A 23,689-nucleotide genomic window follows, 5' to 3' on the forward strand; every position below is an offset into this window, starting at 1 on the left:
GCGATGACGGTCGACACGGTGACCGGGCCGACGGCGCGCACCGCCGGCGAGGAGGCCGCACCGGCGGCGCGCCCGCGCCCGGCCCGGCGCTTCCTGGGCCTCGGCAGCGGCCAGATCGTCGCCGCGCAGTTGGCATTGGTGCTGCTGGTGGCCGCCACGCAGGCGGGCGTCGGCTTCCTGCTGCCCGCCGTGCCGGTGGCCGTGGCCCTCGTCGTGCTCGCCTGGGGCCGCTGGCGTGGCCGCTGGCTGTCCGAGTGGGCCGCCGTCTATCTGCGCTACCGCAGCCGCCGCCGGCGGATCGAGCCGACCGGCGACGCGGCGGAACTGCTGGCCGCGGCCGCGCCCGGCAGTCGCCTGTCCACGCTGGACATCGAGGGTGTGTCATGCGCCGCGCTCGCCGACGCCGAGGGCATGTGCGTGCTGCTGGAACTCGGTGACCAGGCGGTCATGCCGGCCCGCGCCTGGCACCCGCTGCCCTCGCCGGCCGCGCTGCTGCCCGCGCCCGGCGCGGACACCCCGCCGGTCCGGTTGCAGCTGCTGCTGCACGCCAACGCGGCCAACGGCTCGTCGCCCGCGGCGTCGTCCTACCGCCAGCTGTCCGGCGGGCGGCTGCTGGCCAACGAGCGCGCCGTGCTCGCGGTGCGGGTGCACCGGGCCGAGGGCTGGCACGAGGCCGACCTGGAGCGCGCGCTGACCGGCGCGGTGCGCAAGGTCCGCGCGAAGCTGGGCGACGTCCCGCACCGGCTGCTCGGCGACGTCGCGGCGCTGCGGGCGGTGGCCGAGGCCGCCGGGCACGACGGCACGTCCCCCGCCCAGGAGGGCTGGTCCGCGCTGCACATCGGCGGCCTGTACGCGAGCTCGTACGCGGTGGAGCGCTGGCCGACGCCGCACCCCGACCCCGCCCACGCGCTGCTGCCGCGGCTGCTCCGGCTGCCGGCCACCACGGTGTCGGTGTCGCTGACCGCAGGCCCGTGGGCCGACGGCGGCGCCACCGTGCAGGCCGAGCTCACGGTGCGGCTCACCGCCCCCGACCACACCTCGCTCGGCAACGCCGGCACGGCACTGCGCCAGCTGCTGGCCACCGAGCACGCCCACGCCCGCCGCCTGGACGGGCAGCAGTTCGACGGCCTGACCGCGACCCTGCCGTTGGCCGGGCCCGGCCCCGCCGAACTCGGCGCGGGCGGGCGCGGCGGCGTCGCCCGGCGACCGGCCGCGGTCGCCGCGCTGGCCACGCCGTACGGCGGCAGCGGGCTCATGATCGGGGTCAACCGCCACAGCGAGCCGGTCTCCTTCCGGCTGTTCCGCCCGGAGGCCACCCGGGTGGTCCTGATCGGCGGCGTCACCGTGGCCCAGATCGTCGCCGTGCGCGCCATGGCCCTCGGGGCGTACGTGCTGGTCCAGACGACCCGCCCGTGGGCGTGGGAGCCGTTCAGCCGCGGTCTGGGCTCCGGCGCGCCACTGGCCGTGATGGCGCCCGGCCCGGTCAACGTGCCGCCCGGCACGCCGCTGCGCCCGCTGCTCAGCATCGTCGACGCGGGCCCGGTGGCCGCCGACCGCACACCGGGCACGCCCTGGCACAGCACCCTGGTGGTACGCGACGACCTGTCGCCGGTGGACGTCGACGTGCTCGGCCGCGCCGATCTGGCGCTGCTCCAGCCGCTGCAGCCGGCCGAGGCCGCGGTCGCGGTGTCCGTGCTGGGCCTGAGCCGGGACCAGGAGGCGTGGCTGTCCCGCGCCCAGCCCGGCATGATCGGCGTGGTGCATCGCCGTTCGGTGCGCTGGGCGGCGCTCGGCACGACCGGTTACGAGCAGCAACTGATCAACGCTACCCAGCAGAACGGACGCTGACCGGCCCGGCCGGGGGTGCGCACCGGGGCGAATCATGGCACGATGCCGCACCATGGGCATCCTCCTCCGTCTGGCCGCCAGCGCCGCCGCCGTCTGGGTGGCGACCATGCTCGTCCCAGGCATCCGCGTGACCGCCGATTCCGTCCTGGGGACGATCGGCACGTTCGTCGCGATCGCCGTCATCTTCGGACTCTGCAACGCGTTCATCCGCCCCATCGTCAAGATGGTCGGCTGCGGGCTGTACGTCTTCACCCTCGGCCTGATCGCGCTGGTCGTGAACGGTGCGCTGTTCATGCTGACCAGCTTCATCGCCGGCTTGCTGGACGTGCCGTTCCACGTCGACAACTTCTGGCCCGCCGCCATCCTCGGCGCGCTGGTCGTCGGTCTCACCAGCTGGGCATTGAACTGGTTCATCGAGGACTGATTCTTCCCATCAGCTGAGCGAGCTGGCTCACATGTCAGGAGTCGAGGCGGAGCTCCCCCTTACCATTGATCGGTGAGTCAGCTTCGCCTCGGCTACCTGTACGGGTTCGGCGCCTACGCTCTGTGGGGCTTCTTCCCGGCGTACTTCAAGCTGCTCAAACCCTCCGGCCCGATCGAGGTGCTGGCGCACCGGATCGCGTGGTCGGCGCTGTTCATGGTCCTCGTGCTCACCGCGGTGCGGCGCTGGCGGCAGATCGCGGCACTGCTGCGCCGCCCCGCCACCGTCGGCGGCATCGCACTGGCCGCCGTCTTCATCGGCGTCAACTGGGGCACCTACATCTACGGCGTGAACGTGGACCGGGTGGTGGAGACGTCGCTCGGCTACTTCATCAACCCGCTCGTCGTCATCGTGCTCGGCGTTTTCGTGCTGGGCGAGCGGCTGCGCCCCGCGCAGTGGGCCGCGGTGGGCGTCGGCACGTTCGCCGTGCTGGTGCTGGCCGTCGACTACGGCCACCCGCCGTGGATCGCCCTGATCCTGGCCTGCTCCTTCGCGCTGTACGGGCTGACCAAGAAGCGCCTGGCCCTGCCGCCCGCGGACGGCCTGTTCGTCGAGTCCGCGGTGCTGACGCTGCCCGCACTGGCGGCGCTCGGCTGGCTCGCCTTCTCCGGCGACCTGACCTTCGGCCAGGTGAGCACCGGCCACACGCTGCTGCTGGCCGCCGCGGGCGTGATCACGGCGATCCCGCTGCTGATGTTCGCCGGAGCCGCCAACCGCATCCCGTTCACCGGCCTCGGCATGCTGCAGTACGTCGCCCCGACCCTGCAGCTGGCGCTGGGCGTGTTCGCCTTCCACGAGCCCATGCCCCCCGCCCGCCTGTTCGGCTTCGGCCTGGTCTGGCTCGCCCTGGCCGTCTTCACCTGGGACGGCCTGCGCAACGCCCGCCGCAACCGCCTCGCCCTCGCCACCGGCGACGCCACCCCCCTCACCCCGGCCACCACCCGCGCCTGACCCCGTCCGGCCGCCCCCGCCGTGCGGCCCGGCCGAGCCCGGTCCAAGGTCATTCGACTTGCCGGGCAAGTGGGCGAAAGCGTGCCCAAGATACGCACATGTGCCCGGCAAGTCGGGCGATCTTGACCGCGCGCGGCGGCTGCCTGGTGGTGTTCATGTGGTGTTCATCCATGGGATGAACGCGGCTCACTCGGCCTCCCTACGTTCCGGACGACGGCACTACCTGTCGACCCGACGTATGGAGGCAACTCCCATGAACGAATCCCGCCGCCGGCTCCCCCTGCTCGGCGGGGACGGCCACAGCGGAGGCAGCAGGTCGTCCATGACCTGTCTGTACCGCTGCGGCAACGCCTGTGACCACCCGGCCCCGAACACGTCGCCCAACGAGTACTTCGGTGACGTCGTGCAGGCCGAGGTGTCCCGGCGCGGCATGCTCAAGGCCGGTTCGGCCGGTGCCATCGCGCTCGGCTTCGCCGGTGCGGTGGCCGGTGCCACCGCCGCCACGCCGGCGTTCGCCGAGGGCGGCGAGGCGGGGGCGGCCGAGGAGTTCTCCGTGGACGCGCTGACCCGCACCGGGAAGCCGACCGCGCTGACCTTCTCGCCGATTCCCCCGAACACCCTGGACAACCTGGTGGTGCCCAACGGGTACGACCACAACGTGATCATCCGCTGGGGCGACGAGGTCGTGCCGGGCGCGGCCGGCTTCGACCCGGCGAAGCAGACCGCGGCCACCCAGTCCAAGCAGTTCGGCTACAACAACGACTTCGTCGCGGTGCTGCCGCTGGGCCGTGGCGGCGACCGCGCCCTGCTGGTCTGCAACCACGAGTACACCAACGAGGAGCTGATGTTCCCCGGCTTCGCCGGGCTCGACGCGCTCACCACCGACCAGATCCAGGCCACCATCGCCGCCCACGGCATGTCGGTCGTCGAGCTGGAGCGGGTCGGGCGCACCGGGCAGTGGGTCGTGGTCGGCAAGGGCAGGCGGCCGTACAACCGGCGCATCACCGGCCTGTCGACCGTTTTCGCGATGACCGGCCCGGCAGCGGGCTCGGCGCTGCTGAAGACCGCGACCGACCCGACCGGCAAGAAGGTCATCGGCACGTTCAACAACTGCGCGGGCGGCGTCACCCCCTGGGGCACCGTGCTGTCCGGCGAGGAGAACTGGAACCAGTACTTCGTCGGCGGCGAGGGCGCGCCCGCGGAGAACAAGGCGTCGCTGGCCCGCTACGGCGTCTCCACCTCGGCCCGCTACCCCAGCGGCTCGCGCAAGTGGGACCGGGTCGACGCCCGGTTCGACCTGACCGCCAACCCGAACGAGATCCACCGGCACGGCTGGATCGTCGAGGTCGACCCGTTCGACCCGGGCTCGACCCCGCGCAAGCACACCGCGCTGGGCCGGTTCAAGCACGAGGGCGCCAACGTCATCGTGGCCGACAGCGGGCACGTCGTGGCATACATGGGCGACGACGAGCGGCACGACTACATCTACAAGTTCGTGTCGCACAAGAAGTTCGCCCGCGGCAACTCGTGGTGGGCCCGCAAGCAGAACATGTCCCTGCTGGAGTCCGGCGACCTGTACGTGGCGCAGCTCGGCTACACCAGCGCCGCCGAGATCGACGGCACCGGCAAGCTGCCCGCCGACGGCGCGTTCAACGGCACCGGTGTCTGGATCCCGCTGGTGAAGGACAACAAGCCGATGGTGCCGGGCTGGACCGTCGAGCAGATCCTGGTGCACACCCGGCTCGCGGCCGACCTGGTCAACCCGACCAAGATGGACCGCCCCGAGGATGTCGAGCCGAATCCGGTCACCGGCAAGATCTACGCCGCGCTGACCAACAACACGGCTCGCGGCACCACCGGCGGGCGCAACGCGCCGGCCGACGAGGCCAACCCGCGCAACGGCAACAAGCACGGGCACGTCTTCGAGATCACCGAGGACGGCGGGAACCACACGGGTACCACGTTCACCTGGGCGGTTCCGATCGTCTGCGGCGACCCGGCGGACCCGTCGACCTACTTCATGGGGTACGACAAGACGAAGGTCTCGCCGATCTCCTGCCCGGACAACCTGGCGTTCGACGGCGCGGGCAACCTGTGGATCTCCACAGACGGCAACGCGCTGCTCTCCAACGACGGCCTCTTCGCGACCGCGCTGAGCGGCCCCGAGGCCGGGCACCTCAAGCAGTTCCTCACCGTGCCCCGCGGGGCCGAGGCCTGCGGCCCGTTCATCAGCGTGGACAACAAGACGGTGTTCGTCGCCCCGCAGCACCCGGGCGAGATCAGCGGCGCGTCCATCGAGAAGCCGGCCAGCACCTGGCCCGACGGCGACTACGCCAAGCCGGGCATCGTCGGCGTGTGGCGGCTCGACGGCCGCCCCGTCGGCAGCTGACCCACCTGCACCAGCGGCGCCTGCGGCCTTCGGGCCGCAGGCGCCGTTCCTGTCTACGCTGGCCGGTATGACCGAGAACACGCCCCGGCTGGAGCTGTCCGGCATCGTGCTGGACTCACCCGATGCGCAGGCCCTGGCCGCCTTCTACGAGCGGCTGCTCGGCTGGTCCCGGGAGCAGGACGAACCCGACTGGGTCAAGCTGCGCGGGCCCGGCGGCGGGCCCGGCCTGTCGTTCCAGACCGAGTCGGCGTACGTCCGCCCGGTGTGGCCCGCCGGCCCCGGCGAGCCGCAGATGATGGTCCACCTCGACATCGCCGTCGACGACCTGGCGACCTCCGGGGCGCACGCGGTGGCCGCGGGCGCCACGCTCGCCGACTTCCAGCCGCAGGACGACGTCCGGGTCTACCTCGACCCGGACGGGCACCCGTTCTGCCTCTTCCTGGCCGATTGAGGAGGGCTGCCGACCGGCACGGCCCCGGCTGCCGCCTGCCACGCGGACGGCCGGGGAACCGGCGCCTCCCGCCGGTCGCGTGAACGAGCGGACGGCCGCCGGGTGGGTCAGGCCGCGGCGGCGCCCGGAGCGGCCGCCAGCGGAGCGTTGAGGGCCGATTGGAGCGCTCGGGCCGTGGCGTGCAGCCGTTCCCGGATCACCGGCGCCTGCTTCACGAGGTCCACCGCCGGCAACGCGCAGGCGACCACGTAGCGCTGGCCAAGGTCGCCGGCGGTCTGCACGGAGACCGAGGCGCAGGCCACGCCCTGCCGGAACTGCCCGATCTCGACCTGCATGCCGCGGCGCATCCCCGCCGCGATGTCGGCGTCGAGCGCGGTGTGCGAGCGCAGCGTGGCCTGGGTGAACGCCCGCATGCCGTGCTCCTTGAGGTAGCGCTCGCGCTGCACCTGGTCGAGCGTGGCCAGCAGGTTCTTACCGAGGGCGGTCGCGTGCGCGCCCTCGTCGAACCCGGGCACCAGGTCCTCGACGTGCGGGGAGCGGAAGCCCTCGGCCACCGCGGTGATCGCGATCCGGCCGTCGACGAAGCTGCCCAGGTAGTGGCTGTAACCGATCTCGGCGCTGGCCCGGCGCAGCACCGAACCGACCTCGGCCGGCCCGCGCATCGCGCTGACCAGTTCACGGAAGCGGTCGGCCACCGCCAGCCCCAGCGTGTACGCCCCGTCGGCGCGGCGCATCACGTACCCCTGGTGGGCCAGCGTGCGCAACATCCGGTACGCGGCGGCGATGGTGATGTCGCACCGGCGGGCGATCTGCTTGGGGGACAGCCCCGCGGGCGATTCGCCCACGACCTCCAGCACCCGCAGCGCGCGCGCCACGCTGCTGACCATGTCCGATGGCGGAACCGCTGAATCTCGCACCGTCACCTCCATGCAGTCGCACCTACGATATGCAAATGCACGCCCGGCGTGAAGAGTCCCGACGTAACGAAATCCCTCGATCCATTCCGGACGGTCCCGACCACCGCCCGCCAGCACCTCCACTCACCCCGCACCCCCCCCACCAACCACCGGGCGACCCGCGCGCAACCCCCGCTCTGCATAGACGCTGGCCTATGACATCGATTATCCGTAGATCGAAGTCGATGTCATAGGCCAGCGTCTATGAAAAAGCGCGGCGGGCAGACCCGGTCGCGGTGTGCGGCCGGGTCGCGGTGTGCAAGGCGGTGGCGGGTCAGGCGATGCGGTCGGCGATGACGTCGCAGAGGGACTCGAGCGCGTCCCGGGCCGCGTTGCGGGGCAGGCCCTGCAGCTGGGCACGGGCCTGCTCGGCGTACCCGCGCACGGTCTCCCGGGCGCGCTTGAGCGCCACGCTGTCCCGCAGCAGCTCCAGCGCCTCGGCGTGCAGCGCGTCGTCGGTGACGGGGCCGTCGGCCAGGATCCGGCGCAGCCGGACCGCGGCCGGGTCACTGTCCTCGGAGGCCAGCGCGTACAGCACGGGCAGGGTGGGCACGCCCTCGCGCAGGTCGGTGCCGGGGGTCTTGCCGGAGTCGGTGGAGTCGCTGGAGATGTCGAGCAGGTCGTCGGAGAGCTGGAAGGCCAGCCCCAGCGTCTCGCAGTACGTGGTGAGGGCCGCGGTGGTCGCCGGGGACGCACCCGAGAACATGCCGCCGAAGGTGCCGCAGGTCGCCATCAGCGACGCGGTCTTGCCGTCGAGCACCTTGAGGTAGTGCTCGACCGGGTCGGCGTCGCGCGGGCCCACGGTCTCCGCGATCTGGCCGTGCACCAGCTGGGCGAACGTCTGCGCCTGGATGCGCACCGCGTCGGGGCCGAGGCCCGCGGCGAGCTCGGCGGCCCGGGAGAAGAGGAAGTCACCGACGAGGATGGCCAGCGAGTTGCCCCAGCGGGCGTTGGCGCTGGGGGTGCCCCGGCGTACGAGCGCCTCGTCCATGACGTCGTCGTGGTACAGCGTGGCGACGTGGGTCAGTTCCAGCACCGCCGCGGCGTCGATCAGCTCGGGCGCGTCGGGGTCGCCGAAGTGCGCGCAGACCGCGACCAGCATCGGCCGGAACCGCTTGCCACCGGCCTCCAGCAGGTGCTTGGCGGCCTCGGTCACGAAGGGGTCGGCGGACTCGACGCACTCGCGCAGGCGGTCCTCCACCAACGCCAGGTTCGCCATCACCGAGGCCTCCAGGGCCGGGTCATCGAACCGGGCTCCGGTGCTCCGGGCAGTACGACCGTTCACGCTGCTCACCACGTCCTCACGATGCCACATGGCCGTCACATGATCGAAGCTCCCCCCATGCCCAGCGGACCGGTCGTGGGGGGAGCTTCGAATTTACGACTACTACCGGATGAAGTTGGACACGTTGGCCGTCAGGTCGAGCAGCGGGCTCGGCCAGACCCCCAGCACCAGCGTGACCAGCACACCGATCATGAGGGCGGTCGAGGTCAGCGCACCGGGGATCGAGACGCTCGGCGTCGTCTCACCGGGCTCGTTCAGCCACATCAGCACCACGACCCGGATGTACGGGAAGGCCAGGATGATGCTGCTGAGCACGCCGAAGAGCACCAGCCAGGTCTGGTCACCGGCGATACCGGCCCCGAACACCGCGAACTTCGCCACGAAACCGCTGGTGAGCGGGATGCCCGCGAAGGCCAGCAGCAGGAAGCTGAAGACGCCGGCGAACAGCGGCGACCGCTTGCCCAGGCCCGCCCAGCGGGACAGGTGGGTGGCCTCCCCGTCGGCGTCGCGGACCAGCGTGAGCATGCCGAAGGCCGCGATCACGAGGAAGCCGTACGCCACGAGGTAGAACAACATGCTGCTCAGGCCCTCCTTGCCGCCGCCGAGCACACCGATCAGCAGGTAGCCGGCGTTGGCGATCGACGAGTAGGCCAGCAGCCGCTTGAGGTCGGTCTGGGTGACCGCGAGGATCGCGCCGATCAGCATGGTCAGTACCGCGATGACACCCAGCACCGGCGTGAACTCCCAGCCGAGCCCGTCGAACCCGACGTAGAGCACCCGGGCCAGCGCGCCGAACGCGGCGACCTTGGTGCAGGCCGCCATGAACGCGGTGATCGGGGTCGGCGCGCCCTGGTAGACGTCGGGCGTCCAGACGTGGAACGGTGCCGCGGCGGCCTTGAACAGCAGACCGATGGACAGCATCGCGAGGCCGATGAACAGCAGGATCGGGCTGTTCGCCGAGCCGGTCACCGACTCGTGGATCGTCCGGAAGTCGACCGCGCCGGCGAAGCCGTAGACCATCGCCAGGCCGAACAGGAAGAACGCCGAAGCGTACGCGCCGAGCAGGAAGTACTTGAGCGCGGCTTCCTGCGACAGCAGCCGCTTGCGCCGGGCGAGCGCGCAGAGCAGGTACAGCGGGAGCGAGAAGACCTCCAGCGCCACGAACATGACCAGCAGGTTGTTCGCGGTCACGAAGAGCATCATGCCGCCGACGGCGAACAGCGCCAGCGGGTAGATCTCGGTCGCGCCGGATTCCTTGGCCGCCTGCTTGCGGTCGAGCTCCGAGCCGACGGTGATCGCGGCCTGCGCCACGAACGGGCCGCCGTTCTCCAGCGTGCGCTCGCCGAACAGCAGCAGCGAGACGATGGCGAGCACCAGGATCGCGCCCTGCAGGAACAGGCCCGCCTGGTCGATCGAGATCGCCTGCTCCGCGGTCTGCGCGTTGGCGTCGGTCACGTGCGGTGCGCGCAGCACCACGGCGACCAGCGACGCGACCAGGGCCACCAGGCCCAGCACCAGCTGCACGGCGTTGCGTGCCGCGCGCGGCACGAACGCCTCGACGAGCACCCCGAGGCACGCCGCGCCGAACAGGATCAGCATCGGCGCCAGGGCGGCGTAGTTCAGGTCCGGCAGGTTGACGGCAAAATCTTCGCCCATGGTCACTTTCCTGCTTCCACAGTGGAGGTTGCGGGCGCTGGGTCGGCCCGCTCCGGGGTGACCACGTCGGTCAGTGTGGCCTGCACCGCCGGGTTGATCACGTCGAGCACCGGCTTGGGGTAGAAGCCCAGCACGATCAGCAGCACGATCAGCGGTGCCACCACGATGCCCTCACGCAGCGACAGGTCGCGCTTCATGGGCGCGAGGTCGTGCAGCACCGGGTTGGTGTTGCCCTGTGTGGTGCGCTGGATCATCCACAGCACGTACGCCGCGGCGAGGATGATGCCGACCGTCGCGATGACCGCCACCGGCTTGTTGACCGTGAACGTCCCGATGAGCACCAGGAACTCGCTGACGAACGGGGCCAGGCCCGGCAGCGCCAGCGACGCCATGCCCGCGATGAAGAAGACGCCCGCCAGCAGCGGCAGCAGCTTGCCCGCGCCGCCGAAGTCGGTCACCAGGGTGCTGCCGCGGCGCGCCACGAACATGCCCACGACCAGGAACAGCAGGCCGGTGGCGAGACCGTGGTTGACCATGTACAGCACCGCGCCGGAGCCGGCCTGGTAGGTGAAGGCGAAGATGCCGATGCCGATGAAGCCGAAGTGCGCGATCGAGGTGTAGCTGACCAGGCGCTTGAGGTCCTTCTGGCCGATCGCCACGAGCGCCGCGTAGATGATGCCGATCAGCGACAGGCCGATCGCCCACGGCGCGAACCAGCGCGAGGCCTCCGGGAACAGCGGGAGGCAGTAGCGCAGGATGCCGAAGGTGCCGACCTTGTCCATCACGCCGACCAGCAGCGCGGCGGCGCCGGCCGGAGCCGCCCCGCCGGCGTCGGGCAGCCAGGTGTGGAACGGGAAGAACGGCGCCTTGATGGCGAACGCGATGAAGAAGCCGAGGAACAGCCAGCGCTGCACGTTGGTGGTGAACTCGACGTTCGTCAGCGTCTGCCAGTCGAAGGTGTGGCCGCCGTACACCCACATGCCGATGACCGCGGCCAGCATCAGCAGACCGCCGACCAGCGAGTAGAGGAAGAACTTCACCGCGGCGTACTGGCGCTGCTTGGCCGGCACGTCGGTGCCGAACGAGCCGATGATGAAGTACATCGGCACCAGCATGACCTCGAAGAAGAGGTAGAACAGCAGCACGTCGGCGGAGGTGAAGGTGCCGATCATGGTGCCTTCGAGCGCCAGCAGCAGGGCGAAGTACGCCGGGACGCTGCGCTTGCTCTTCTCCGCGTCGTGCCAGCTGGCCAGGATCACCAGCGGCACCAGCAGCACGATCAGCGCGATCATCACCATCGCGATGCCGTCGACGGCGAAGCTGAACTTCGCCCCCCACGCCGGAATCCAGGTGTAGGACTCCTGCAACTGCATCCGGGGGCCGTTGGGCTGGTACGCGATCCAGGCCGCGACACCCACCGCCAGCGCCACGATCGACCAGATCAGCGCCAGCCGCTTGGCCAGCTCCGGCTTGGCGCGCGGGACGAACGCGACCGTCAGCGCACCGACCAGCGGTGCGAGGGTCAGGAGTGACAGGTATTTCATCGTTATCCCATCCAGCCGAGCTGCACCGCGGCGAAGGCGCCGAGCACCAGCACCCCGCCGAGAAGCATCGAGAGCGCGTAGGACCGCACGAAGCCGGTCTGGAGCCGCCGCAGCCTGCCCGAACCCCCGCCGACCAGCGCCGCGAGCCCGTTGACGAGTCCGTCGACGCCCTTGTTGTCGACGAAGACCAGCGCGCGGGTGAGCCACTTGCCCGGCTTCTCGAACACGGCCTCGTTGAAGGCGTCGGTGTAGAGGTTGTTGCGGGCGGCCGTGACCACCGGTCCGGCGGGCTGCGGCACCAGCGCCGTGCCCTTCTGGAACAGCGCGTAGGCCAGACCCGCACCGGCCACCGTCAGCACCAGGCTGAGCACGGTGATGGTGAGGTGGCCCATCTTCGGGTGCGGGTCGGTCGGCGGGCCCAGCACGGGGGTGAGCCAATTCGCGACCGGGGTCGCCATGAGCATGCCGCCGAAGATCGAGCCGAGCGCCAGGAAGATGAGCGGGATCGTCATCACCGGCGGGGACTCGTGCGGGTGCTGATCGACTGAGCCCTCCTTGGCGGTGGTCCACCGCTTCGGCCCGTGGAAGGTGAGGATGAACAGGCGGGTCATGTAGAAGGCGGTGAGGCCCGCACCGATCAGGGCCGCCATGCCGTACAGCCAGCCGGTCCAGCCGGGCCGCGCGAAGGCGGCCACGATGATCGGCTCCTTGGTGAAGAAGCCGCTCAGCGGCGGGATGCCGATGATCGCCAGCCAGCCCATCATGAAGGTGAGCCAGGTGATCTTCATGTACTTCCACAGCGAGCCGAACCGGCGGATGTCCACCTGGTCGTTCATGCCGTGCATGACCGAGCCGGCGCCGAGGAACATGTTCGCCTTGAAGAAGCCGTGCGCCAGCAGGTGGATGATGGCCAGCGCGTACGCGCCGCCGCCCAGGCCGACGCCGAGGAACATGTAGCCGATCTGCGACACGGTCGACCAGGCGAGCACGCGCTTGATGTCGTCCTTGGCCGAGCCGATGATGCAGCCCAGCAGCAGGGTGAGCGCGCCGACGCTGACCACGACCGTCTGCAGCGTCAGGTTCGCCGAGAAGATCGGGTTGGAGCGGGCGATCAGGTAGACACCGGCGGTCACCATCGTCGCGGCGTGGATCAGGGCCGAGACCGGGGTCGGGCCCTCCATCGCGTCGGGCAACCACGCCTGCAGCGGGAACTGGCCGGACTTGCCGCACGCACCGAGCAGCAGCAGCAGGCCGAGCACCAGAATCGTGGTGGTCGGCATCAGACCGGCGTTGCTGAACACGACGTCGTAGTTGACCGAGCCGAGCTGGGTGAACATCACGAAGATGCCGAGCACCAGACCCGCGTCACCGACGCGGTTCATGATGAACGCCTTCTTGCCGGCGGTGGCCGCGGACGGCCGGCCGTACCAGAAGGAGATCAGCAGGTACGACGCGAGACCCACGCCTTCCCAGCCGAAGTACAGCATCACGTAGTTGTTGCCGAGCACCAGCAGCAGCATCGCCGCGATGAACAGGTTGAAGTACCCGAAGAAGCGGCGACGGCCCTCGTCGTCGGCCATGTAGCCGGTCGCGTACACGTGGATCAGGAAACCCACGCCCGTGATCAGCATGACGAAGACGGCGGTCAGCGGGTCGAACAGGAGACCGAAGTCGACCTGCAGCGTCCCGACCGGGATGAAGCTGTAGAGCTCCTGCTGCACCGCCCGGTTGGGCAGGTCGCGCAGTTCGAAGAACATGCCGAGGCCGAGCACGAACGAGACGAACACCGACGCGCAGCCGAGCCAGTGGCCCCACTTGTCGGCCCATCGCCCGGTCGTCAGCAGGATCAGCGCGCTGACCGCCGGAATGGCGATGAGCAACCACATGTAGGACAGCAGGCCCGTCGCGGGCGCGTAAGCGACCGCTTGCTGCAGGACAGCGGGGGCGTCGACAGCGCTAGCCTGTGCTGCCTCGGCGAGCATTAGAGTTGGTTCCATCTCCGCCTCAGTACTTCAGCAGGTTCGCGTCGTCGACGCTCGCCGAGCGTCGCGTGCGGAAGATCGACATGATGATGGCCAGACCGACGACGACCTCCGCGGCCGCGACCACCATCGAGAAGAACGCCATGACCTGACCGTCCAGCGTCCCGTTCATCCGGGCGAAGGTGATCAGGGCCAGGTTCGCCGCGTTGAGCATCAGCTCGATGCACATGAACAGCACGATGGCGTTGCGGCGGATCAGCACGCCGACGGCGCCGATGCTGAACAGCACAGCCGACAGCACGATGTAGTACATGGGGGTCATCGGGTCACTTCCCCTCGGTGTGCTTGTTGGCGATCTCCGCCGAGGTGAGCTCGCGCGTCGGCAGGATCGGCGAGATGCTCCGCTCGGCGGGGGTGCCGTCCGGCAGCTTCGCCGGGGTGGCCACCGAGGTGGAGTTCGCGAAGACACCCGGGCCCGGCTTGGGGCCGGGGTAGTTGCCCGGCTCGAAGCGCGCCTTCATCTGCGCGGCCTGGCCGACCCGCTCGCCCTTGGCGCGCTCGCGGTGGGCCAGCAGCATCGCGCCGACCGCCGCGGTGATGAGCAGCGCGGAGGTGACCTCGAAGACCCAGACGTACGGGCCGAACAGCAGCTGGGCGATACCCTGCACGTTGCCGTGCACGTTGGCCTTGTCCAGGCCGACCACGGGCATGTCCCGGGTGGCCTGGTAGGCGCCGGTGCCGAGCAGGCCGGCCAGGCCCAGGCCCAGCAGGATCGCGACGACCTTCTGGCCGCGCAGCGTCTCGATCACCGAGTCGGACGCGTCGCGGCCGACCAGCATCAGCACGAACAGGAAGAGCATCATGATCGCGCCGGTGTAGACGATGATCTGCACCATGCCGATGAACGGACCGGCCTGCACGATGTAGAAGACGCCCAGGCTGAGCATGGTCAGCACCAGCCACAGCGCGGAGTGCACCGCGTTGCGCGCGATCACCATGCCCAGCGCGCCGATGACCGCGAGCGGGGCCAGCAGGAAGAAGGTCCACTTCTCCCCGCCGGACACCTGGCCCGCCGTCTCGGCCGCCGCCGCGAGCACCTGAGTCGAAAGCATCATCGGGTCTCAGCTCCCGCCGACGTGCCCGGGTTCGCCGGAGCGCCCAGGTAGTAGTCCTTCTCGTTGTCGCCCAGGCGCATCGGGTGCGGCGGCTGCTCCATGCCGGGCAGCAGCGGCGCGAGCAGCTGCTCCTTCGTGAAGATCAGGTCCTGCCGGTTGTCGCGGGCCAGCTCGTACTCGTTGCTCATGGTGAGCGAGCGGGTCGGGCAGGCCTCGATGCACAGACCGCAGAAGATGCACCGGGCGTAGTTGATCTGGTAGTTGGCCGCGTACCGCTCACCGGGCGAGAAGCGCTCGGCGTCGGTGTTGTCGCCGCCCTCGACGAAGATCGCGTCCGCCGGGCAGGCCCACGCGCACAGCTCGCAGCCGATGCACTTCTCCAGGCCGTCCGGGTAGCGGTTGAGGATGTGCCGGCCGTGGTAACGCGGGGCCGTCGGGTCCGGCTTCTCGGGGTACTGCGTGGTGACGGTCTTCTTGAACATGTGAGAGAACGTCACGCCGAAGCCCTTGACGGCATCCGTCATCGAACCCACGTCACACCTCCTCTTCGGTAGTCGCGGGCACGGTCTCGCGCTCGGCGGTGAGTCGCTTGGCACGCGGGCTGACCGGCACCTGCAGGTCCATCGGCGGCAGCGGGAAGCTGCCCTCGGGACGCTTGGCCACCTGCTCCTCGAGCGGCGGCGGCGTCTCCTGCTGCTTCTGCGGCCACAGCAGCGCCAGCAGCACGACGACCGCCAGCGGCACGCCGACCAGCAGGATCCGGTCCATCACGTCGAGGTTCTGCTGCTTGCGCATGGTCAGCCAGCCGGCCACGACGAGGATCCAGATCAGGTTGACCGGGATGAGGACCTTCCAGCCGAAGCGCATGAACTGGTCGTAGCGCAGCCGGGGCAGGGTGCCCCGCAGCCAGATGAAGACGAACAGCAGCAGCAGCACCTTGATGGTGAACCACAGCAGCGGCCACCAGCCGGAGTTGATGCCCGGCCAGAAGCTCTCGAACGACGTCGGCGCGCGCCAGCCGCCCAGGAAGAGCGTGGCGCACAGCGCCGAGACGGTCACCATGTTGATGTACTCGGCCAGGAAGAACAGCGCGAACTTCAGCGACGAGTACTCGGTGTGGAAGCCGCCGACCAGCTCCGACTCGGCCTCGGGGAGGTCGAACGGGGCCCGGTTGGTCTCGCCGACCGCCGAGATCGAGTAGATGACGAAGCTCGGCAGCAGCAGCAGGAAGAACCAGCCGCCGATCGGGATGTTGATGTTCCCGAACGGCAGCGCCAGCGTGTGGCCGATGGCCTGCGCGTTGACGATCTCCGACGTGCTCATCGTGCCGGCGACCATGAAGACCGCGACGAACGACAGGCCCATCGCGACCTCGTACGAGATCAGCTGGGCGCTGGAGCGCAGGCCGCCGAGCAGCGGATAGGTCGAGCCCGACGCCCAGCCGCCCAGCACGATGCCGTAGATGCCCATGCCGGAGCAGGCCAGCACCAGCAGCACCGCCACCGAGATGTCGGTCAGCTGCAGCGGCGTGCGCACGCCGAACATCGACACGAACGGGCCGAACGGCATGATCGAGAACGCGGTGAAGGCGCACACGGTCGAGACCACCGGCGCCAGGAAGAAGACCACCTTGTCCGCCTTGAGCGGCATGATGTCTTCCTTGAACGCCAGCTTCAGACCGTCGGCCAGCGACTGCAGCAGGCCGAAGGGCCCGTGCCGGTTGGGGCCGGGACGCACCTGCATCCGGGCCACCACGCGGCGCTCGTACCAGATGGTGAACAGGGTCATCACCACGAGGAAGACGAAGACGCCGACCACCTTGATGAGGACGATCCACCACGGGTCATGCCCGAAGTCGACCAGCGTCGGATCACCGGTTGCCGGGTCCTCGGCCACGAAGTGGGCCGGGGACATCGGCGTCAGAGCCTCCGCCAGGAAACCGATAGGGGCGAGGATCATTTGCTTCCTCCGCTCACGGTCACGACCGCGCCCGGGTTCGCGCCAAGCGTGCGGCGCAGCGTGGAACCCGGGGAGTTGGTCGGCACCCAGACGACGTCATCGGAGATCTCGGTGATCGCGGCCGGCAGGGTGATCGCACCCCGCGCGGTGCCGACGGTCACCGGGTCGCCGTCGGCGACACCCAGCGCGGTGGCGCGGGCCTTCGACAGGCGCACCACCGGCGGGCGGGCGGTGCCGGCCAGCACCTCGTCGCCGTCGGTGAGGCTGCCCAGGTCGATCAGCTGCGCCCAGCTGGCCAGGATCGCCTCGTTCTGCTTCAGCGTGGGCGCGGCCGCGCCCACCTCGGCCGGTGCGGCCGGGCGCTGCGCGCCGGTCGCGGGCAGGCTGCCCAGCTCACGGCGCACCGCGAGCACGTCACCGGTGCCCAGCGTGACGCCCAGGCGGGCGGCCAGCGCGTCGAGCACCCGGGCGTCGGTCAGCTTCGCGCCCGTGTTCGGGGTGTCCAGCGCCTGCTCGTAGGTGCGCAGGCGGCCCTCCCAGTTCACGTACGAGCCGGCCTTCTCGGCCGGCGCGGCGACCGGGAACACCACGTTCGCGCGCCGGGACACGGCGCTCATCCGCAGCTCCAGCGAGATCAGGAAGCCGACCTTGTCCAGCGCCTCCTCGGCGGCCTTCGGGTCGCTCAGGTCGGCCGGGTCGACGCCCGCCACGACCAGCGCGCCCAGCTTGCCCGAGGCGGCCGCGGCCAGGATCGCGTCGGTGTCCCGGCCGGTCTGGCTCGGGATCACGCCCGCCGCGACGCCCCAGGCCGCCGACAGCTCGGCCCGCGCCGCCGCGTCGGCGACCGAGCGGCCCCCCGGCAGCAGCGTGGGCAGGCAGCCCGCGTCGACCGCGCCGCGGTCACCCGCGCGCCGCGGCACCCAGGCCAGCTTCGCGCCGGTACGCGCGGCCAGGCTCGCGGCCGCGGAGAAGCCGCCGCGGACCGTGGCCAGGCGCTCGCCGACCAGCACGACCGTGCCCGGCTCGACGCCCTCGAGGTTGGACAGCACCGCCGGCTCCTGGCCGGGCACGCACGCGGCCAGCGTCGCGCCGGCCTTCTCCGCGCCGCGGGTCAGGAACGGGGCCACCGAGGTGACCTTGAGCTTGCCCTTGGCCGCCGTCTTGCGCAGGCGGAGCAGGACGATCGGGCTCTCCTCCTCCGGCTCGAAGCCGACCAGCACCACGTGCTTGGCCTGCTCCAGGTCGGCGTAGGTGACCGACTGCTCGCCGACGACCGAGGAAGCCAGGAACTCGGCCTCTTCGCTCGACAGCGGGCGGGCCCGGAAGTCGATGTCGTTGCTGCCCAGCACGATGCGGCTGAACTTCGCGTACGCGTACGCGTCCTCGACGGTCAACCGGCCGCCGGTCAGCACGCCGACGCCGTACGCCCCGTCCCGGGCGGCCCGCAGGCCCTCGGCCGCGACGGTCATCGCCTCGGTCCAGGACGCCTCGCGCAGCTCGCCGCTCTCGGCGTCGCGCACCAGCGGGGTGGTGAGCCGGTCGAAGGCGGTGGCGTAGCGGAAGCCCCACCGGCCCTTGTCGCAGTTCCACTCCTCGTTGACCTGCGGGTCGTTACCGGCCAGCCGGCGCAGCACCTTGCCGCGGCGGTGGTCGGTGCGCATGTCGCAGCCCGACGCGCAGTGCTCGCACTTGCTCGGCGAGGAGACCAGGTCGAACGGCCGGGCGCGGAAGCGGTACTGCTCGCTGGTGAGCGCGCCGACCGGGCAGATCTGGATCGTGTTGCCCGAGAAGTACGAGTTGAACGGCACTTCTTTCGCGTCGTCGGCGTCCACGCCGAAGAAGGTGTCGCTGTAGACGTTGATCTGCTCGACCGACGAGCGCTCCATCAGGTCGATGAACTTGTCGCCCGCGATCTCCTCGGAGAACCGGGTGCAGCGCTGGCAGAGCACGCAGCGCTCGCGGTCCAGCAGCACCTGCGCGGAGATGTTGATCGGCTTCTCGTACTCGCGCTTGTGCTCGTGGAAGCGCGTCTCCGGCCGGCCGACCTGCATGGCCTGGTTCTGCAGCGGGCACTCGCCGCCCTTGTCGCACATGGGGCAGTCCAGCGGGTGGTTGATGAGCAGCAGCTCCATCACACCCTCCTGGGCCTTGCGGGCGACCTCGGAGGTGAGCTGCGTACGCACCACCATGCCGTCGGCCACCGTCTGGGTGCACGAGGCGACCGGCTTGCGCTGGCCCTCCACGTCCACCAGGCACTGGCGGCAGGCACCGGCCGGGGCCAGCAGCGGGTGGTCGCAGAACCGCGGGATGTCGATGCCCAGCCGCTCGGCGGTGCGGATGACCAGCTCGCCCTTGGGCGCGGTCACCTCGATGCCGTCGATGGTGAGCGTGACGGTGTCGGTGTGCTTCTGTACTTCCTGGCTCATTGTCAGTGCGCTCCTGCCAGGGCGTGGGCGCTGAGCTTCGGCGCCTTGCGACCCTCGATGTAGTCCAGGTAGTCCTGCTTGAAGTACTGCAGGGAGGAGGTCACCGGGCTGGTCGCGCCGTCCCCGAGACCGCAGAAGGAGCGGCCCAGGATGTTGCTCGCGGTGTCCAGCAGGGTGTCCAGGTCCTCGAGCGTGCCCTCGCCGGAGAGGATGCGCCGGTAGACCCGCACCATCCAGTAGTTGCCCTCACGGCACGGGGTGCACTTGCCGCACGACTCGTGGTGGTAGAACTCCAGCCACCGGTAGGTCGCGTAGACCGGGCAGTCCTGGTCGCTGAAGAGCTGGACGGCGGTGGTGCCGAGGATGGAACCGGCCGCGGCCACGGACTCGAAGTCCATCGCGGTGTCGATGTGGTCGCCGGTCAGCAGCGGCGTCGACGAGCCGCCCGGGGTCCAGAACCGCAGCTGGTGGCCGTCCTGCATGCCGCCGGCCAGCTCGATCAGCTCGCGCAGCGTGATGCCCATCGAGCACTCGTACTGGCCGGGGTTCTTGACCCGCCCGGACAGCGAGTAGATCATCGGGCCGGACGACTTCTCGGTGCCCATCGTCTTCCACCAGGCGGCCCCGCCCAGCACGATGTACGGCACGCTGGCGATGGTGCCCACGTTGTTGACGACGGTGGGGCTGGCGTAGAGGCCGTGCGTCGCCGGGAACGGCGGGCGCAGCCGCGGCTGGCCGCGGAAGCCCTCCAGCGAGTCCAGCAGCGCCGTCTCCTCGCCGCAGATGTACGCGCCCGCGCCGGAGTGCACCACCAGGTCGAGGTCGTACCCGCTGCCGAGGATGTTCTTGCCGAGGTAGCCGGCCTTGTACGCCTCCTGCACCGCGTGGCGCAGCCGCCGCGCGGCGTGCACCGCCTCGCCGCGGATGTAGATGTAGGCACGGTTGGCGCGGATCGCGTACGACGCGATGATGACGCCTTCGACCAGCGAGTGCGGGTCGTGCGCCATCAGCGGCAGGTCCTTGCAGGTGCCCGGCTCGCCCTCGTCGGCGTTGACGACCAGGTAGTGCGGCTTGCCGTCGTTCTGCGGGATGAAACCCCACTTGAGCCCGGTCGGGAAGCCCGCGCCGCCGCGGCCGCGCAGGCCGGAGTCCTTGATCAGGGCGATCAGGTCGTCCGGGTGCACGGCCAGCGCCTTGCGCAGGGCGGCATAGCCGTCGAGGCGCTCGTAGACGTCGAGCCGCCAGGCGTCCGGCGACAGCCAGCGCTTGGTGAGGACGGGCGTGAGCTTGGCCAGGGTGGCTGCACTGGGCGTGGTCACTTCGCCGCCTCCTTCGAGGGAGTCGGGATGGGCGTGTTGATGTCGAAACCGGCCGGGCTGATCCCGTGCTGCTGCGCCAGGCGCACGCCGCGCAGCGTGGAGTCACCCGCCGGGCCGTCGGCGACCGCGCCATCGCGCTCGTCGGCGAAGCCCGCCAGCTGCAACGCCGTCTCCTTCAACGAGCACAGCCGGGCGCCGCGGGTCGGCATCGGCCGCTGCCCGGACTTGAGCTTGCCGACCACGTCGAGCGCGCTCTCCGGGGTCACGTTGTCGAAGAAGTCGTAGTTGACGGTGAGCACCGGGCCGTAGTCGCACGCGGCGAGGCACTCGGCGTGCTCCAGCGTGATCTTGCCGTCCTCGGTGGTCTCGTCGTGGCCGACGCCCAGGGTCTCCGACAGCGTGTCGTAGACCTCCTGCCCGCCGAGCACGTTGCACAGGGTGTTGGTGCAGACGCTGACCAGGTACTCGCCGGTCGGGCGGCGCTTGTACATGGTGTAGAAGGTGGCGACCGCGCCGACCTGGGCCTTGGTCAGGTTGAGCTGCTCGGCGCAGAACGCGACACCGGCCGGGGATACGTACCCCTCGACCGACTGGACCAGGTGCAGCATCGGCAGCAGCGCCGAGCGCTCCTTGCCCTCCGGGAAGCGCGCGACGATCTCGCGCGCCAGCTCCCGGGTCTTCTCGTCGAACACGTCCACCGACTTCTGCGGCGCTGTCATCGGTCACACCCACCCATCACCGGGTCGAGGCTGGCTCCACCCGCGATCACATCTGCCAGCAGGCCGCCCTCGGCCATGGCCGGGATTGCCTGCAGGTTCACGAAGCTCGGCTCCCGCATGTGCACCCGGAACGGCCGGGTGCCCCCATCCGAGATCACGTGCGCGCCCAGCTCGCCGCGAGGACCCTCGATCGGCACGTACACCTGGCCGGCCGGGACCCGGAAGCCCTCGGTGACCAGCTTGAAGTGGTGGATCAGGGACTCCATGGACTGGCCCATGATGTGCGCGACGTGCTCGAGCGAGTTGCCCAGGCCGTCGTTGCCGAGCGCGAGCTGCGCGGGCCAGGCGATCTTCCGGTCCTCGACCATGACCGGGCCGGGCTTGAGCCGGTCCAGCGCCTGCTCGACGATCTTCAGCGACTCCCGCATCTCGGCCAGCCGGACCAGGTAGCGCGCGAACACGTCACCCTCGGGCTGGGTCGGCACGTCGAAGTCGTAGGTCTCGTAGCCGCAGTACGGCATGGTCTTGCGCAGGTCCCAGGCCAGACCGGAGCTGCGCAGCACCGGGCCGGTGACGCCGAGCGCGACGCAGCCGGTGACGTCCAGCACCGCGACACCCTTGGTGCGCGCGGTCCAGATCGGCTGGCCGGAGAGCAGGTCCTCGTACTCCTTGATGCGCTTGGGCATGAAGTCGAGGAACTCGCGGATCTTCACGATCGCGGTGTCCGGCACGTCCTGCGCGACGCCGCCCGGGCGCACGTAGGCCATGTTCATGCGCAGACCGGTGATCATCTCGAAGATGTCGAGGATGAACTCACGCTCGCGGAAGCCGTAGATCATCATCGACAGCGCGCCGAGTTCCATACCGGTCGTGGCCAGCCACACCAGGTGCGAGGAGATCCGGTTGAGCTCCATCATCAGCACGCGGATGGTGTTGGTGCGCTCGGTGATCTGGTCCTCGATGCCCAGCAGCTTCTCCACCGCGAGGCTGTACGCCGTCTCGTTGAAGATCGGGGCGAGGTAGTCCATCCGGGTCACGAACGTGGAGCCCTGCGTCCAGGTGCGGTACTCCATGTTCTTCTCGATGCCGGTGTGCAGGTAGCCGACGACGAGGCGGGCCTCGGTGATGGTCTCGCCCTCCATCTCCAGCACCAGGCGCAGCACGCCGTGCGTGGACGGGTGCTGGGGGCCCATGTTGACGACGATGCGCTCGTCGTGCATCGGGTCGACGCCCGAGACGATGGAGTCCCAGTCGCCGCCGGTGACCGTGAAGACCTTGCCCTCGGTCGTCTCGCGCTCCTGCGCGTATCCAGCGTTGCTCATCGGTAGGCCCTCCGTGCATCGGGCGGCGGGATCTCGGCGCCCTTGTACTCGACCGGCACGCCGCCCAGCGGGTAGTCCTTGCGCTGCGGGAAACCGTCCCAGTCGTCCGGCATGAGGATGCGGGTCAGGTTCGGGTGGCCGTCGAAGACGATGCCGAACATGTCGTACGTCTCCCGCTCCTGCCAGTCCGCGGTCGGGTAGACCATGGTCACGCTGGGCAGGTGCGGGTCGGCCGCGGTGACCGCGCACTCGAGCCGGATGCGGCGGCGGTAGGTCATCGAGGTGAGGTGGTACACCACGTGCAGGCGGCGCTCCTCGGCGATGTAGTCCACGCCCGACACCGACGAGCACAGCTCGTAGCGCAGCGACATGTCGTCGCGCAGGATCCGGCACACCTCGGCGATCTTCGCCGGGACGATGTGCAGGGTCAGCTCACCGCGGTCGATGACGACGCGCTCGATCGCGTCGGCGAAGCCCGGGTAGGCCTCCTCCAGCGCGTCCACGACCTCGTCGTACCAGCCGCCGAGCGGCCGCTGCGCGTCCAGCTGCACCGGCCGCTTGCGGACCAGGCCGCCCATGCCGGAGGTGTCACCGGTGCCGGTGACCCCGAACAGTCCTTCAGGCTGAGTCACCGGTGGGTCCCCCGCTCCATCCACTTCGTGATCCGCAGCTGCTCCTCGCGGCCCTCGGCGACGGCCTGCTCCCACTCGGCGCGCAGCGCCTTGTTGTAGCGGTAGCTCGACGGCATCGCGCCGGGCGCGACCACGGGCTTGCCCTCGCGGGCCTCCCTGGCGGCCAGCATCTTGCGGCCGCCGGCGCCCAGCGGTTCGGCGAGGATCTTGTCGTGCAGCTTGAGGATCGCGTCGAGCAGCATCTCCGGCCGCGGCGGGCAGCCCGGCAGGTACATGTCGACGGGCACGATGTGATCCACGCCCTGCACGATCGCGTAGTTGTTGAACATGCCGCCCGACGAGGCGCAGACACCCATGGACAGCACCCACTTGGGGTCGGGCATCTGGTCGTAGATCTGGCGCAGCACCGGGGCCATCTTCTGGCTCACCCGGCCGGCCACGATCATCAGGTCGGCCTGGCGGGGCGATGCCCGGAAGACCTCCATGCCGAAGCGGCCCGAGTCGAATCGGGCCGCGCCGGTGGCCATCATCTCGATCGCGCAGCAGGCCAGGCCGAAGGTGGCCGGCCAGAAGCTGGCCTTACGGGTCCAGTTGACGAGCCCCTGGACGGTGGTGAGCAGCACCCCGGAGGGGAGCTTCTCTTCGAGTCCCATG

The 23,689-nt window shown here is 70.2% G+C and carries 19 protein-coding genes and 1 pseudogene; 5 read left to right on the forward strand and 15 right to left on the reverse strand.

All coding sequences use genetic code 11. From position 1 onward, the window contains the following. The first annotated feature begins 3 nt into the window (after window positions 1-3). From eccE to FLL47_RS25530, 5 genes are all read left to right on the forward strand, one after another. Entirely contained in the window at window positions 4-1,848 is a 1,845-nt protein-coding gene (eccE, locus tag FLL47_RS25510) for a type VII secretion protein EccE (protein WP_186315908.1), read from the forward strand. A gap of 52 nt (window positions 1,849-1,900) precedes the next feature. Then, window positions 1,901-2,272, forward strand: a complete 372-nt coding sequence (locus tag FLL47_RS25515) for a phage holin family protein (protein WP_144123108.1) — start codon at window positions 1,901-1,903, stop codon at window positions 2,270-2,272. A 72-nt stretch (window positions 2,273-2,344) separates the two neighbouring features. Then, window positions 2,345-3,280 carry an EamA family transporter RarD gene (gene rarD, locus FLL47_RS25520; protein WP_144123109.1) on the forward strand — a complete coding sequence of 312 codons (936 nt, stop codon included), beginning with the start codon at window positions 2,345-2,347 and terminating at the stop codon, window positions 3,278-3,280. 253 nt (window positions 3,281-3,533) lie between these two features. Next, complete coding sequence (locus tag FLL47_RS25525) at window positions 3,534-5,669, forward strand: PhoX family protein (protein ID WP_144123110.1); 2,136 nt, start codon at window positions 3,534-3,536, stop codon at window positions 5,667-5,669. A 67-nt stretch (window positions 5,670-5,736) separates the two neighbouring features. Next, window positions 5,737-6,120 (forward strand): VOC family protein, encoded by a 384-nt coding sequence (locus FLL47_RS25530; protein WP_144123111.1) that lies wholly within the window; start codon window positions 5,737-5,739, stop codon window positions 6,118-6,120. Between the two features lie 107 nt (window positions 6,121-6,227). Here the strand turns inward: FLL47_RS25530 and FLL47_RS25535 are convergent, their stop codons facing one another. The 15 genes and pseudogenes from FLL47_RS25535 to FLL47_RS25605 all read right to left on the reverse strand — a co-directional run bounded on the left by FLL47_RS25535 (window position 6,228) and on the right by FLL47_RS25605 (window position 23,688). Continuing rightward, window positions 6,228-7,037, reverse strand: coding sequence for an IclR family transcriptional regulator (locus FLL47_RS25535; protein WP_407924710.1), 810 nt, complete (start codon window positions 7,035-7,037; stop codon window positions 6,228-6,230). A gap of 313 nt (window positions 7,038-7,350) precedes the next feature. Further along, window positions 7,351-8,391: a polyprenyl synthetase family protein gene (locus FLL47_RS25540; RefSeq protein ID WP_144123113.1), complete on the reverse strand. Its 1,041-nt coding sequence runs from the start codon at window positions 8,389-8,391 to the stop codon at window positions 7,351-7,353. A 72-nt stretch (window positions 8,392-8,463) separates the two neighbouring features. Beyond that, complete coding sequence (nuoN, locus tag FLL47_RS25545) at window positions 8,464-10,017, reverse strand: NADH-quinone oxidoreductase subunit NuoN (RefSeq protein ID WP_144123114.1); 1,554 nt, start codon at window positions 10,015-10,017, stop codon at window positions 8,464-8,466. Window positions 10,018-10,019: 2 nt separating this feature from the next. Continuing rightward, window positions 10,020-11,561: an NADH-quinone oxidoreductase subunit M gene (locus tag FLL47_RS25550; protein WP_144123115.1), complete on the reverse strand. Its 1,542-nt coding sequence runs from the start codon at window positions 11,559-11,561 to the stop codon at window positions 10,020-10,022. Between the two features lie 2 nt (window positions 11,562-11,563). Beyond that, the gene (nuoL, locus tag FLL47_RS25555; RefSeq protein ID WP_144123375.1) at window positions 11,564-13,543 is read right to left on the reverse strand and encodes an NADH-quinone oxidoreductase subunit L; all 1,980 of its coding nucleotides are present in this window, start codon (window positions 13,541-13,543) and stop codon (window positions 11,564-11,566) included. A gap of 22 nt (window positions 13,544-13,565) precedes the next feature. Next, complete coding sequence (gene nuoK, locus FLL47_RS25560) at window positions 13,566-13,865, reverse strand: NADH-quinone oxidoreductase subunit NuoK (protein WP_144123116.1); 300 nt, start codon at window positions 13,863-13,865, stop codon at window positions 13,566-13,568. A gap of 4 nt (window positions 13,866-13,869) precedes the next feature. Further along, a complete protein-coding gene (locus FLL47_RS25565; RefSeq protein ID WP_144123377.1) occupies window positions 13,870-14,655 on the reverse strand; it encodes an NADH-quinone oxidoreductase subunit J in 786 nt (261 codons plus the stop codon). Beyond that, entirely contained in the window at window positions 14,655-15,182 is a 528-nt protein-coding gene (nuoI, locus tag FLL47_RS25570) for an NADH-quinone oxidoreductase subunit NuoI (protein ID WP_425457770.1), read from the reverse strand. The genes FLL47_RS25565 and nuoI overlap by 1 nt, the downstream gene beginning before the upstream one ends. A gap of 10 nt (window positions 15,183-15,192) precedes the next feature. Beyond that, entirely contained in the window at window positions 15,193-16,572 is a 1,380-nt protein-coding gene (gene nuoH, locus FLL47_RS25575) for an NADH-quinone oxidoreductase subunit NuoH (protein WP_144123379.1), read from the reverse strand. Between the two features lie 41 nt (window positions 16,573-16,613). Continuing rightward, window positions 16,614-19,043, reverse strand: coding sequence for an NADH-quinone oxidoreductase subunit G (locus tag FLL47_RS25580; protein WP_144123118.1), 2,430 nt, complete (start codon window positions 19,041-19,043; stop codon window positions 16,614-16,616). Between the two features lie 2 nt (window positions 19,044-19,045). Further along, on the reverse strand, window positions 19,046-20,362 hold the full coding sequence (gene nuoF / locus FLL47_RS25585) for an NADH-quinone oxidoreductase subunit NuoF (RefSeq protein WP_144123119.1): 1,317 nt from the start codon (window positions 20,360-20,362) through the stop codon (window positions 19,046-19,048). A 26-nt stretch (window positions 20,363-20,388) separates the two neighbouring features. Beyond that, window positions 20,389-21,060: pseudogene (gene nuoE, locus FLL47_RS25590) on the reverse strand (NADH-quinone oxidoreductase subunit NuoE); the annotation flags it as partial. 17 nt (window positions 21,061-21,077) lie between these two features. After that, window positions 21,078-22,403, reverse strand: coding sequence for an NADH-quinone oxidoreductase subunit D (locus FLL47_RS25595; RefSeq protein ID WP_144123120.1), 1,326 nt, complete (start codon window positions 22,401-22,403; stop codon window positions 21,078-21,080). Next, a complete protein-coding gene (locus FLL47_RS25600; RefSeq protein WP_246158581.1) occupies window positions 22,400-23,035 on the reverse strand; it encodes an NADH-quinone oxidoreductase subunit C in 636 nt (211 codons plus the stop codon). The genes FLL47_RS25595 and FLL47_RS25600 overlap by 4 nt, the downstream gene beginning before the upstream one ends. Further along, window positions 23,032-23,688, reverse strand: coding sequence for a NuoB/complex I 20 kDa subunit family protein (locus tag FLL47_RS25605; RefSeq protein WP_144123122.1), 657 nt, complete (start codon window positions 23,686-23,688; stop codon window positions 23,032-23,034). The genes FLL47_RS25600 and FLL47_RS25605 overlap by 4 nt, the downstream gene beginning before the upstream one ends. Window position 23,689: the final 1 nt, after the last annotated feature.

The organism is Catellatospora sichuanensis (assembly GCF_007483665.1).
Classification (GTDB): Bacteria; Actinomycetota; Actinomycetes; order Mycobacteriales; family Micromonosporaceae; genus Catellatospora; species Catellatospora sichuanensis.